Genomic DNA, 11,646 nt, shown 5'->3' on the forward strand with positions numbered 1-11,646 from the left:
CCTTGAGGATGTTGACTGGTGGGAGAGAGGGGCTGTTAGGCCGCCTTCTTCTTGGAAGCGGGGACGTCGAGGACGCCCATGATGTCGCTTTCCTTCATGATCAGCAGGTCTTCGCCGTCGATCTTGACTTCGGTGCCGGACCACTTGCCGAACAGCACGCGGTCGCCGACCTTCAGGTCGATCGGGATCAGCTTGCCGGCTTCGTCGCGGCCACCGGGGCCAACGGCAACGACTTCGCCCTGGGAGGGCTTTTCCTTGGCAGTGTCGGGAATGATGATGCCGCCAGCGGTCTTCTCTTCTGCGTCGATGCGCTTGACCACGACGCGGTCGTGAAGCGGACGGAATTTCATGCAGTCCTCCTAAACATTTGCACGAGTTGAGGATTTTGAGATTGTTAGCAATCGTTGCCCGCGAGTGCTAGCACGGGCGAGGCTGAAATAGGACAGGAATTTTGCGGGGGCAAGGGCTTCTAGCAGAAAAATCAGCACTCGAAAGCGCGGATTGCCAGAAATTCTTTACCATCGTTAACCGGCTTAGTGGCCTCTTGGAGGCTCCTTGGCGGACCGTATTAGCACGGGGCCGCATCTGCTGCTAACGCTTTGAATTTCAACAGCTTGTTAAACTTTTGGGCTTGAGATGGATTGTCAGTTTGCGTCACATTTCTCTCATGTGAGCGCATCGTTTCCGGGTGGCTCCCGGGGCACCGATCAAGCCACTCCCCGAATGCGCTCCTGCAAAGGAGGTTTGGCATGGGACTGCGCGTTGGGGGCGTTTCCGAGGATTTCCGGAAACAGATGCTGGGTTACGGGCTGACGACGGCACAAATTCTCTACCGGATGCCGGATCACCCGTCGCTACTCCAGACCTATGTCTGGCAGAACTACGACATGTTTCCGAAATTCCCGGCCCTGACCGACTTCCTGGCCTTCTGGCAGGAGAAGCTCGACGGCCCGCTGCATTCGGTCACGGTCGCCCATTCCAAGCTGATCAAGCCCGCCGAGCTGCGCCCCGTGGACGGCGTGTTCCGGCTGCATTGAGGCGAGCACCGGTCTCGTAGGGTGGGCAAGGGCGCGTAAGCGCCGTGCCCACCATCTCTCTCCGATCGCAACTGACATTGGTGGGCACGCTCCGCTTTGCCCACCCTACGGCATCTCGTTCTGTGCTCGCGTGTAGGATGGGTAGAGCGAAGCGAAACCCATCGCCTTGGCCGCCGTGAGATGATGGGTTTCGCAAGAGCTCTACCCATCCTACGGACCTTCGTTCTGTGCTAGCCTCTCGCTATAACAACAGGGAGGCGGCCCATGGCCAAGAAGGTGAAATCGCGCAGCGCAACGCAAGCCGCGGTGAAGAAGCGGAGCGGCACCAAAGCCGCGGCGCGATCCACAGCCCGCAAGGCAGTGAAGGTGAAAGCGCGCCCGGCCGCTCCGAAAAAGCCTGCTCGTCCCAAGCAGCGCATCGCCATCAGCCACCACCGCGAGGAAGATTTTAAAGCCGACGGCCTGCGCGCCTACGCCAAATACCGCGACCTCGGCATTGCAGATGCGACCCACGGTCTCGCGCAGGCGCATGTGATCCGCCTGCAAGGCCCCTGCAATCCGGATGAAGTCTCGAAACTGCACTTCCACGACGTCGAATTCCAGATGGTCTACGTGCTCAAGGGCTGGGTGAAGACCTACATGGACGGGCAGGGCGAGACCCTGATGAAGGAAGGCAGCGCCTGGACCCAGCCGCCGAAGATCAAGCACATGATCCTGGATTATTCGGACGACGTGGAGCTGCTGGAGGTGATTTTGCCAGCAGAATTCAAGACCGTGGAGCTGAAGGCGTAGGCACCCTCTCTCAGCCGTCATTCCGGGGCGCGCGAAGCGCGAGCCCGGAATCCATCGGGCGGCGTAACGCGAGGTGAAATGGATTCCGGGCTCGCCGCTTTCGCGGCGCCCCGGAATGACGAGCAGAGAGAGTCTAGCTCAACACCCCCATCAGACACGTCGTCAGCGTCCCCGACACGATCTCTAAAAAGCGACCGATCCGCGAAACCGGGAAGTTACCCATCGGGTGGTTTCAGCCGCCCCGCGGGCGGGCGCTAACCAGTCGAAAATATTCCTCGCGTCAACTCAGGGCTGTGAACATGCAGGACATGCTTTCATGGCGACCAACACCTTTGGCCGACGCGGCGTCGTGGCGCCACCACCAAGTGGACCGTTTCAACGCGCATCGCTTCAACCCCTGGCCGCGCCGATCGCTCCTCAGCCCTTGCCCAGTGAGGGGACGCTCTTTGCCGATAACAAGCTGCTGGCCGACATCCCCTTCCTCACCATTGGCCTGATTTTCGGTCTGCTGCTGGTCTTCGCCCTGCAACGCAGTCTGGCCATCGACGTTGCGCGGGACGGCTCGGTCGATGTCCGCTCGCTGATCGCTTATGGCGCGACCAGCTACGATCTGGTTGTTGGAAGGGGAGAGTGGTGGCGAATTGGCCTCGCGCCGCTTCTGCACGGCAGCGATTGGCACCTCATCGGCAACTGCATTGCGCTGTTCATCGTCGGCGTCAGGCTGGAGCCTCTGATCGGCCGTGGCTGGTTTGCGCTGATCTTTGTTGCCAGTGCACTGGTCGGCGAGGCCGGGTCGCTCCTCGGCAATGCGCCCGGCCAGCCAGGCGTCGGTGCGTCCGGCGCCATTACCGGCCTCATCGCCGCGCTGTTCGTCTCGAGCTTCGATCCCGAAGCGGACGCCGATCAGACGATATCGAGACTGAAGACGTCGCTCTTCTTCGGGGTTCCCGCGCTGCTGCCGCTTGCCTTCGGCGCCTCCGGCAATGTCGACTATTTTGCCCATGCAGGTGGTGCGCTGGCCGGCGGCGCGCTTGCCGTCATGCCGTGGCTCCTGTTCTGTTCCTATGACAGCCTGCCGCGGAGCGCGAGCATGACGTTGCTCGCAGGATGCGTCGGATCTCTGATCTGCGCCGGCTTCGCTGCCGCTCATTATGCGTCCTACATGGCCGAGGCCAGGCAGTATGTCCGGATTTCGGAATACCCGGACAAGGGTGCCAAGGTGGCTGACCGGTCCTTCGATCTGGTCACGCGCTACCCGAAAGACCCACGGGCTCATTTTTTCCGTGCGGTCTACTTCCTGGAGCAGGAGAATCTCAGTGCCGCCGAAGCGGAAGTGCGGGCCGCCATGTCGCTCGCGGCCTCGGACGTTGCGGGCGGGCCGGTGCGCTCCGGAGCGCAGGGCTTGATGGCGGTGTTGCTGTTGGTGCAGGGACGGACCAGCGAGGCGAAAGCCATGGCGGCCGAGCCGTGCGGCGCCAAGATGGCCGACGTGCGTCGCATCCTGCAGAAGCACAAATTGTGCGGTTGAGGCGTAGACTCTCTCCGCCGTCATTGCGAGGAGCTCTTGCGACGAAGCAATCCAGACTGCTTCCGCGGATGCATTCTGGATTGCTTCGCTTCGCTCGCAATGACCGCGGAGATATCTACGCCAACACCCCCACCACCGCGCCCATCAGACACGTCGTCAGCGTCCCCGAGACGATCGACTTCAGCCCCAGCGCGTTGATCTCCTCGCGCCGATCCGGCGCCATCACGCCGAGCCCGCCGATCATGATGCCGAGGCTGGCGAAATTGGCGAAGCCGCACATTGCGTAGAGCATGATCAGACGCGAGCGCGGATCGAGCGCATCGGGCGGCAGTTTCGACAGATCGACATAGGCGATCAATTCGTTGAGCACGGTTTTGGTGCCCATCAGGCTGCCGGCGGTGATCGCCTGGTCCCAGGGCAGCCCCATCAGCCAGCACACCGGCGCCATCACGAGGCCCAGCAGGCGCTGCAACGAGATCGCGGCGCCGCCGATATCAGGCAGCAATCCGAGCGCGGCGTTGACGAGATGGACCAGCGCCACCAGCACCAGCAGCATCGCGACGATGTTGAGCAGCAGCTCGAGGCCGGCGGTGGTGCCCTTCACGATTGCATCCATCGTGCTGGCGACGTCCATGTCAGGATCCTCCAGCGCGCCGCCGGTGCGCCTGTCAGTCGTCTCGGGCACCATGATCAGGCTGACGAGGATCGCGGCGGGCGCGCCCAGCACCGAGGCGATGACGAAATGCGCGGCCGCGTCGGGAATCAGCGGCGCCAGCAGCGTCGCATAGAGCACCAGCACCGTCCCGGCGATGCCGGCCATGCCGCCGGTCATCACCAGAAACAATTCGCTGCGCGTCATCTGCGCCAGGTATGGCCGCACGAACAGCGGCGCCTCGACCATGCCGAGGAAGATGTTGGCGGCGGTCGACAGGCCTACCGCACCGCCGACGCCGAGCGTGCGTTCGAGCAGCCAGGCCATGCCGCGCACGATTGGCGGCAGCACCCGCCAATAGAACAGCAGCGTCGTCAGCGCGCTCATCACCAGCACGATCGGCAGCGCCTGGAAGGCGAGGATGAAATCGGCGCCCGGCACCTTGAGGTCAAAGGGCAGGGTGCCGCCGCCGACATAGCCGAACACGAAGGCGGAGCCGGCGCGCGAGGCCGCCGAGATCGCGCCGACCGCATCGTTGATGGCGCCGAAAGCGTGCGCGACGACGGGCAGCTTCAACAGCACGAGCGCGGTGACGAAGGTCACGACGAGGCCGATCGCGGCCTGCCGCAGCGAGACGGCGCGGCGATTCTCCGCCAGCGCATAGGCGAGCAGCAGCAATGCGAAAATGCCGAGTGCCGATTGCAGCCGCAGCATGATGTCCCCAAACCCTCAATGATTATGGCCGCGCCTGCGTTGCAAACGCAATGCCGGATGGTCCTGGCGGCCACCCGCTGTTGACAAGAATGTTCCCGTCAGCCACGCGGGGCATCGTCATTATCTGCCGCGGATGGTCCAGAAGGTGAGCCAAAAGGCAAGTGAAGCGCTTAGCGAAGCGCAGCCGGTGACGGCCAGTCCGCCGGTGACGGCCGGCCAGCTCCTCACCCACCGCGCCTTCCTGTTCTTCCTGCTCTCGCGCAGCCTGTCGAGATTCTCCAGCCAGATCGCGGCGGTCGCGATCGGCTGGCAGATCTACGATCTCACCGGCTCGGCATTCGATCTCGGCATGGTCGGGCTCGTGCAGTTCCTCCCCACGGCCCTCCTGGTGTTCGTCGCCGGCCACGCCGCCGACCGTTTCGAGCGCAAGCGCGTGGTCCAGCTCTGTCAGTTGGTGGAAGCCGCGACCGCGCTCTATCTTGCTGTCATCACCTACCTCGGCGCGGTCGGCGAGGTGCAGATCTTCGTTGCGACCTTCGTGCTCGGCATCGCCGGCGCCTTCGAAAGCCCGACCACGGCGGCACTGCTGCCGCTGATCGCGCCGCAGGGCTCGCTCCAGCGTGCCACCGCGGTCTCCAGCGGCGCGGCGCAAGTCGCGACCATCACGGGCCCTGCGCTCGGCGGCTTTGCCTACGCGATCGCGCCGCATCTTGCCTACGCCGTGATGGTGCTGTTCTGGATTCTCGGGATGATCCTGACCGGCTTCATCCGGCCGCGTCCGCAGGCCATCGCCAGGGACATGGACGCCGCCGACAATATCTTTGCCGGCGTCCGTTTCATCCGCAGCAACCCCGCGATCCTCGGCACCATCTCGCTCGATCTGTTCGCCGTGCTGTTCGGCGGCGTCACCGCGCTGCTGCCGATCTATGCCCGCGATATCCTCCAGACCGGCCCGTTGGGGCTCGGCGTGCTGCGCGCCGCGCCCGCGGTCGGCGCGCTGCTGATGACCGTGGTGCTGGCGCGTCACGCCATCTCGCGGCATGTAGGCCTGCGCATGTTCCAGGCCGTGATCGTGTTCGGCCTCGCCACCATCGTGTTCGCGCTGTCGTCCTGGATGTGGCTGTCGGTGCTCTCGCTCGCCGTTCTCGGCGCCGCCGACACGATCAGCGTCGTGATCCGCTTCTCGTTGGTGCAACTCGCCACCCCCGACGAGATGCGTGGCCGCGTCGGCGCGGTGAATTTTCTCTTCATCAACGCCTCGAACCAGCTCGGCCAGTTCGAGAGCGGGCTGACAGCTGCGTTGTTCGGCGCCATGCCGGCGGCGGTGCTCGGCGGCGTCTGCACCGTCGCAGTGGCGCTGCTCTGGATGAAGCTGTTTCCCAGTCTCCGCCAGGTGGAGAGCTTGGAGTAGCGGAAGGTCTCGTGTCCCGGACGCGGTGCAGCGCGTAAGCGGTGCGCCGCAGAGCCGGGACCCATGTTGCCGCGGGCGATGTCGGAGAGAGGTGGGCCCCGGCTCAGCAGCGCGTCATTGCATGCCGCGCTGCGTCCGGGGCACGAGAGATCGACTAGCCGCGCCCCACGAACGGCATCTTCGTCGCCATCACCGTCATGGTCAGCACGTTGGCATCGAGCGGCAGGCCGGCCATGTAGGCGACGGCATCGCCGACCGCTTTCGCGTCCATGCGCGGTTCGTGCTTGGTGGTGCCGTCGGGCTGAAGCACGCCGGGGCCGTTGACCATGCGGTCGGTCATCGGCGTTGCGGCATTGCCGATGTCGACCTGGCCGACCGCGATGTCATACATGCGGCCGTCGAGGTTCGAGGCCTTGGTCAGGCCGGTGATGGCGTGCTTGGTCGAGGTGTAGGCCGCCGAGAACGGCCGCGGCGCATGCGCCGAGATCGAGCCGTTGTTGATGATGCGGCCGCCGCGCGGGTTCTGGTCCTTCATGATGCGGAAGGCGTGCTGGGTGCACAGGAACGGGCCGGTGAGGTTGGTGTTCACCACCGCCTGCCACTGCTCGAGGCTGAGATCCTCGAAGTTCACCGCCGGCGCGCCCATGCCGGCATTGTTGAACAGCACGTCGAGACGGCCATAGGTCGCCTTCACCTTGTCGAACAGCGCTGCAATCGAGTCCGGCTTGGTCATGTCGGCGGTGACGCACAGGCTCTTGCCCGCGGGGCCGAGCTTTGCGGTCTCCTCGAGCATGTCGAGGCGGCGGCCGGCGAGCACCACGGTGAAGCCGGTGTTCATCAGCGCCAGCGACGCGGCGCGTCCGACGCCGGTGCCGGCGCCCGTCACCAATGCGATCTTTTTCGCTTCACTCATCGTTTCCTGCCTTTTCTCTTGCTGTCAGGTTTTGGAGTCTTTGTCGTTCTTGTAGGGCGGCCGCGGGATGTTCTGATGCGCCGCGCGCAAGGCCGCCGACCAGCGCGAGCGCAGATCGTGGAAATAGGGCTCACCCGCCTCGATGCGGTGGTTGAGATCGGCATCATAGGCGTCCGAGCGCACCACCAGGACGTCGATGGGAAGGCCGACGCCGAGATTGGAGCGCATGGTCGAGTCCATCGAGATCAGGCCGGTCTTCAGCGCTTCATAGAGCTCGACGTCGTAATGCATGGCGCGGTCGAGCACCGGCTTGCCGTATTTGTGCTCACCGATCTGCAAGTAGGGCGTGTCGGTGGTGCACTCGATGAAATTGCCGGCGGTGTAGACCATGAACAGGCGCATCCGCGCGCCCTTGATCTGCCCGCCGAACAGGAAGGAGACGTCGAAGGAGACATCCTCGGACTTCAGCGCCGGACCTTCGGTGGCATGCACCGCGCGGATCGCCCGGCCGATACGCTGGGCGGCCTGGAACATGGTCGGCGCGTTCATCAGCGTCTCGACCTCGCCCGTGTTGGGGTCCTCCAGGCCCTCGGTCAGGGTGGACAGCACCGACTGGCTGATGGCGAGGTTGCCGGCACTGGCGATCGCCATGATGCGGTCGCCGGGCTTGGAGAAGATGTGCAGCTTGCGGAAGGTCGAGACGTTGTCGAGGCCGGCATTGGTGCGGGTATCGGCGATCATCACCAGACCGTCCCGAACCAGGATTCCGCAGCAATAGGTCATTTCCAGTCCCCGAACGCGTTTGCGCGGAATTACTAACCAATTTCGGGGAGGCATGAAACCCCCGATTCCCGGGGGATAGGCCGTCATTCCGGGCGCGCGTCAGCGCGAGCCCGGAATGACAGCAGCTAGCTCTGTCGCTCAGTCCGCTGCATCCACCAGAAACGCCGCATCGACGGGGACGCCGAGCGCCGTGACCAGCCGGTTCGTCTCGGCGGCCATGCCGACGATGGCGAGCAGCTCGCCATATTCGGCTTCGGTCATGCCCTTGGCCCGGGCGGCGGCGGTGTGGGAATGGATGCAATAGCTGCAGCCATGCGCGATCGACACCGCGACATAAAGCATCTCCTTGACCTTGGGATCGAGCGCGCCCGGACCCATCACCTCCTTGAGGCTCTCCCAGGTCCGCCGCAGCGTCTTCGGATCATGCGCCAGCGCGCGCCAGAAATTGTTGACGAAGTCCGATTTCCGCACCTTGCGGATATCGTCGAAAACGGCGCGCGCCTCGCTGGAGAGCTCATCGTCCGAAAGCAGCTTCACGGTCGCCATGGAATACCTCGCGGGGTCAGGTCTGATCCCGCGAGTGTAGCACGGCTCACGCGGTCAGCCGGCATGCGCAGCCGAACGCCGCAAGGCCAGCTTTCCGATGTCGACATACTGTCTCTGCTGCGCGTGAGCGTGCTGAGCCGCGACATGAAGATCGCGCAGGCGCCGCTGCAACGGCGAAGTGTCGTAGATCGCGCTGCTTCCGGCCAGCGCAAAAGAGGCATCCGCGATGCGGACGCAGGTCGTGGCGAGCCAGGTCGCGGATTGGGCCCCCTCGATCACGAGGTCTTCGTCGTTCAGCGTTCCCGACTGCGCGTGACGCCAGTGGCTGGCGGCCTGGGCCTCTTGAAACGCCCGTGCGGCCGCGAGGTCGGCGGAAATCCGGCCGAGCTCGTATTGGAAGGTCTCGGATTCCCGCATCGGCACGGTCGCATGCAATTGCTGCTTCCCGGTACCGGCGAGCGCGAGCAGTTCATCGACGGTACCCTCCGCCACGCCCACCGCGAATGCGCTGTGCACCAGGGGCAGCCATTGCATCAGCGCCTGATAGAGCGGACCCGGCTGCTGCGGGCCTGCACCAAGATCGATGAAATCGGCCTCGGGAACCAGCGTCTCCTTCAGCGTGACGTGATGGCTGGCGGTGCCCTTCAGTCCCGCCGCGTGCCAGGTGTCCTCGATCTCCCAGTCGCGCGCCGGCAGCGCCACGACGCGAACCTGCGGCTTGCCCTGCTCACCCGGGACCGGTTTGCCATTCTCGGTGACAATGCAGAACCCGCCGATCCAGTCGGCATGGGTGCAACCGCTGACAAACGGCCAGCGGCCCTTGACGCGATAGCCGCCGTCCACGCGCTCTGCCGTTCCACCTGGTTGGGACGAGCCGCAGATCGCCGTATCGGGTCCGTCCTGATAGATGCGCTTGTACAGTTCCGGGCGTGACGCGGCGACGAACAGGCTGCTGGCTCCGGCCACGACCGAGATCCAGCCGACCGAGCCGTCGAGACGGCTAAGTGCCCTGATGACCTCCATTCCGGCCGGAAAATCCAGCTCCAGCCCGCCATGGCTTCGCGGCACGAACATGCGAAAGACACCGATCGACTTCAGCCGCTCCACGATATCAGGCGAGACGCGGCGCGCGGCTTCCATCTCCGCGGCGCGAGCCTTGATCGACGGCGCCAGTTTCTGGATGCCCGCAAGCATGTCCTTGTGGGGATCGCGCAGTTGCACGGAATGTGTCTTGGTCTTTTCTTGAAGCCGCATCTGTCTCAACCTCTGTTGCGGAAACGGATCGCAACGGAGGTTGAACAGAGAGCGCTACGGCGCGGTTTCAGCGCGAGGATCGTCGATTACAGCTGTAACGCTGCGCCTAGCCCTGCCGCTGGGACTGCGATTGCGACTGCCCGCCGCGCCCGGCCTGATCGACCTTGACCGCAACCGTCAGCGTCTCGGAGCCGCCGCCGTAACGGGTGCCGCGCACGGGTGCTGCGCCGAGATAATCGAGCCCGATGGCGACGCGGACATGGGCGTCGGTGGCGCAGATGCTGTTGGCGGGATCGAAGCCGACCCAGCCGAGGTCAGGCACGTAGGCCTCCGCCCAGGCATGGCCGGCGTCCTGGTGCACGGTGCCGTCGGCCCGCAGGAAATGGCCGGAGACGAAGCGCGCCGGCACGCCGCCGGTGCGCGCGCAGGCGATGAAGATGTGCGCGTAGTCCTGGCAGACGCCGCGCTTGAGCGTGAAGGCTTCGGCCGCCGAGGTGCCGCTGTTGGTCGGATCCTCGTCGAAGGTCATGTGCTCGCTGATCTGCGTCATCAGCGTGTGCAGGAAGCCGAGCGTGTCGCTCTCGGCCTCGCTGCGCAGCTGGCGCGCCACCGCCGTCATCGCCGGATTGACGGAGGTGAGGTCGGTCGTACGCAAAAACATTCCGGCCGGAAAACGCTCGTCGGCGCCGCGCAGCACGCCGCCGGTGTCATGGGTTTCGATCAGGCCCTCGGCTGTGATCCTGATGTCGCCGACGGGTCCGCAGGACAGCACGTGGGTGACGTTGCCGAACGCGTCCTCATGGGTGTCGAGCTTGGTGTCGGTGGAGACGTCGATCTGCCACTCCGCCACATATTGCCCGTCATGGCTGCCGGGCGTCATGCGCAGGATCTGGATCACGCTGGTCGCCGCCGGCTCGTAGCGATAGGTCGTTGTGTGCTGGATTCGCAGGCGCATGGTGTTTGATTCCGTCATTCCGGGGCGGTCCGTTAGGACCGAACCCGGAATCTCGAGATTCCGGGTTCGCGCTGCGCGCGCCCCGGAATGACGATGAGTGAGAGTCCCTGTTCGACTAGATCAAATACTGCTTCGTGATGATTTCGCCCAGCCTGGAATTATCAGCGATGAATTCCTGAATGAATTCATGCACGCCGTGCTGGAAAATGTCGTTCATGTTGCTGTGTTCCAGCCGGTTGCGGATGCCGCGGGCGTGGCGCTGGGCCGGGCCCTGGCGGCCATAGGCGACGCCGATCTGGTCGAGGTTGCGCACGAGATTGCCGTAGCAGCTCGCGAGCGAGCGCGGCAGCGTGTCGTTGAGGATGAGCAGGTCCGCGATCAGCCAGGGCTTCAGCGTCTCGCGATAGACCCAGTGATAGGCCGTCAGCGCTGAGACCGAGCGCAGGATCGAGCTCCACTGGTAGAAGTCGAGCGGGCCGCCGACATGCTCCTCCTCGGGCAGCAGCACGTGATACTTCACGTCGAGGATGCGCGCGGTGTTGTCGGCGCGCTCCAGATGCACGCCCATCCGCGAGAACCAATAGGCGTCGTTGCGCAGCATGGTCCGGTAGGCCGAGCCGTCGAAGCGCAGCGAGGTCTCCTGCACGAAGCGCAGGAACTTTGCGAGGTCCTCGCGCGTCGAGGTGCCCTTGCTCCAGACCGCCTGCAGCTCGATCCAGGCCGAGTTGATGGTGTCCCACATCTCGCTGGTCAGCGCGGTGCGCACCGAGCGCGAGTTCAGCCGTGCCGCCTCGATGCAGTTCCGGATCGAGGACGGGTTGTCCGCGGAGAACGAGAGATAGTCGACGACGTTGTGCTCGTTGGCTTCCTCGTAGGTCTGGTAGAAGCTGGCGGCGACGCCGGCGGTAAGCAGCGCGGAGTCCCATTCATTGGTCTTGCCGATATAGGCGGCCGGCAAGGCTGTGACGCGCAAGGTCGCATCGATCGTGCGCGCGAGATACTCGGCCCGTTCGACGTAGCGGGCGAGCCAGTAGAGGTTTTCGGCGGTACGCGACAGCATT

General features: G+C 64.5%; 12 protein-coding genes. 4 read left to right on the top strand and 8 right to left on the bottom strand.

Annotated features, from left to right (window positions below):
* Positions 1–35: 35 nt before the first annotated feature.
* A complete protein-coding gene (gene groES, locus QA642_RS19440; RefSeq protein WP_027560139.1) occupies positions 36–350 on the bottom strand; it encodes a co-chaperone GroES in 315 nt (104 codons plus the stop codon).
* 399 nt (positions 351–749) lie between these two features.
* Between groES and QA642_RS19445 the strand changes: the two genes are divergently transcribed.
* The 3 genes from QA642_RS19445 to QA642_RS19455 all read left to right on the top strand — a co-directional run bounded on the left by QA642_RS19445 (position 750) and on the right by QA642_RS19455 (position 3,357).
* Positions 750–1,037: an usg protein gene (locus QA642_RS19445; protein WP_283086066.1), complete on the top strand. Its 288-nt coding sequence runs from the start codon at positions 750–752 to the stop codon at positions 1,035–1,037.
* Between the two features lie 264 nt (positions 1,038–1,301).
* Complete coding sequence (locus QA642_RS19450) at positions 1,302–1,829, top strand: cupin domain-containing protein (RefSeq protein ID WP_283086067.1); 528 nt, start codon at positions 1,302–1,304, stop codon at positions 1,827–1,829.
* Positions 1,830–2,145: 316 nt separating this feature from the next.
* Positions 2,146–3,357, top strand: a complete 1,212-nt coding sequence (locus QA642_RS19455) for a rhomboid family intramembrane serine protease (RefSeq protein WP_283086068.1) — start codon at positions 2,146–2,148, stop codon at positions 3,355–3,357.
* A gap of 115 nt (positions 3,358–3,472) precedes the next feature.
* On the opposite strand, the gene QA642_RS19460 is transcribed toward QA642_RS19455, so the two are convergent.
* Positions 3,473–4,723, bottom strand: coding sequence for a nucleoside transporter C-terminal domain-containing protein (locus QA642_RS19460; RefSeq protein ID WP_283086069.1), 1,251 nt, complete (start codon positions 4,721–4,723; stop codon positions 3,473–3,475).
* 187 nt (positions 4,724–4,910) lie between these two features.
* Here QA642_RS19460 and QA642_RS19465 point away from each other — a divergent pair, with 187 nt between their 5' ends.
* Complete coding sequence (locus tag QA642_RS19465) at positions 4,911–6,134, top strand: MFS transporter (protein WP_283086926.1); 1,224 nt, start codon at positions 4,911–4,913, stop codon at positions 6,132–6,134.
* Between the two features lie 154 nt (positions 6,135–6,288).
* On the opposite strand, the gene QA642_RS19470 is transcribed toward QA642_RS19465, so the two are convergent.
* The 6 genes from QA642_RS19470 to QA642_RS19495 all read right to left on the bottom strand — a co-directional run bounded on the left by QA642_RS19470 (position 6,289) and on the right by QA642_RS19495 (position 11,645).
* A complete protein-coding gene (locus QA642_RS19470; protein WP_283086070.1) occupies positions 6,289–7,047 on the bottom strand; it encodes an SDR family oxidoreductase in 759 nt (252 codons plus the stop codon).
* Positions 7,048–7,071: 24 nt separating this feature from the next.
* Complete coding sequence (locus QA642_RS19475) at positions 7,072–7,830, bottom strand: peptidase (RefSeq protein WP_283086071.1); 759 nt, start codon at positions 7,828–7,830, stop codon at positions 7,072–7,074.
* Positions 7,831–7,968: 138 nt separating this feature from the next.
* Positions 7,969–8,376 carry a carboxymuconolactone decarboxylase family protein gene (locus QA642_RS19480; RefSeq protein ID WP_283086072.1) on the bottom strand — a complete coding sequence of 136 codons (408 nt, stop codon included), beginning with the start codon at positions 8,374–8,376 and terminating at the stop codon, positions 7,969–7,971.
* A 54-nt stretch (positions 8,377–8,430) separates the two neighbouring features.
* Positions 8,431–9,630 carry an acyl-CoA dehydrogenase family protein gene (locus tag QA642_RS19485; RefSeq protein WP_283086073.1) on the bottom strand — a complete coding sequence of 400 codons (1,200 nt, stop codon included), beginning with the start codon at positions 9,628–9,630 and terminating at the stop codon, positions 8,431–8,433.
* A 106-nt stretch (positions 9,631–9,736) separates the two neighbouring features.
* Positions 9,737–10,585, bottom strand: coding sequence for a transglutaminase family protein (locus QA642_RS19490; RefSeq protein WP_283086074.1), 849 nt, complete (start codon positions 10,583–10,585; stop codon positions 9,737–9,739).
* A 115-nt stretch (positions 10,586–10,700) separates the two neighbouring features.
* Positions 10,701–11,645 carry an alpha-E domain-containing protein gene (locus QA642_RS19495; protein ID WP_027560128.1) on the bottom strand — a complete coding sequence of 315 codons (945 nt, stop codon included), beginning with the start codon at positions 11,643–11,645 and terminating at the stop codon, positions 10,701–10,703.
* Position 11,646: the final 1 nt, after the last annotated feature.

It is taken from the genome of Bradyrhizobium sp. CB2312 (genome assembly GCF_029714425.1).
Classification (GTDB): domain Bacteria; phylum Pseudomonadota; class Alphaproteobacteria; order Rhizobiales; family Xanthobacteraceae; genus Bradyrhizobium.

Bases quoted from the DNA above. Each gene is read 5' to 3' on its own strand.
- groES (WP_027560139.1), bottom strand. From the start codon at position 350: ATGAAATTCCGTCCGCTTCACGACCGCGTCGTGGTCAAGCGCATCGAC.
- QA642_RS19445 (WP_283086066.1), top strand. From the start codon at position 750: ATGGGACTGCGCGTTGGGGGCGTTTCCGAGGATTTCCGGAAACAGATG.
- QA642_RS19450 (WP_283086067.1), top strand. From the start codon at position 1,302: ATGGCCAAGAAGGTGAAATCGCGCAGCGCAACGCAAGCCGCGGTGAAG.
- QA642_RS19455 (WP_283086068.1), top strand. From the start codon at position 2,146: ATGGCGACCAACACCTTTGGCCGACGCGGCGTCGTGGCGCCACCACCA.
- QA642_RS19460 (WP_283086069.1), bottom strand. From the start codon at position 4,723: ATGCTGCGGCTGCAATCGGCACTCGGCATTTTCGCATTGCTGCTGCTC.
- QA642_RS19470 (WP_283086070.1), bottom strand. From the start codon at position 7,047: ATGAGTGAAGCGAAAAAGATCGCATTGGTGACGGGCGCCGGCACCGGC.
- QA642_RS19475 (WP_283086071.1), bottom strand. From the start codon at position 7,830: ATGACCTATTGCTGCGGAATCCTGGTTCGGGACGGTCTGGTGATGATC.
- QA642_RS19480 (WP_283086072.1), bottom strand. From the start codon at position 8,376: ATGGCGACCGTGAAGCTGCTTTCGGACGATGAGCTCTCCAGCGAGGCG.
- QA642_RS19485 (WP_283086073.1), bottom strand. From the start codon at position 9,630: ATGCGGCTTCAAGAAAAGACCAAGACACATTCCGTGCAACTGCGCGAT.
- QA642_RS19490 (WP_283086074.1), bottom strand. From the start codon at position 10,585: ATGCGCCTGCGAATCCAGCACACAACGACCTATCGCTACGAGCCGGCG.
- QA642_RS19495 (WP_027560128.1), bottom strand. From the start codon at position 11,645: ATGCTGTCGCGTACCGCCGAAAACCTCTACTGGCTCGCCCGCTACGTC.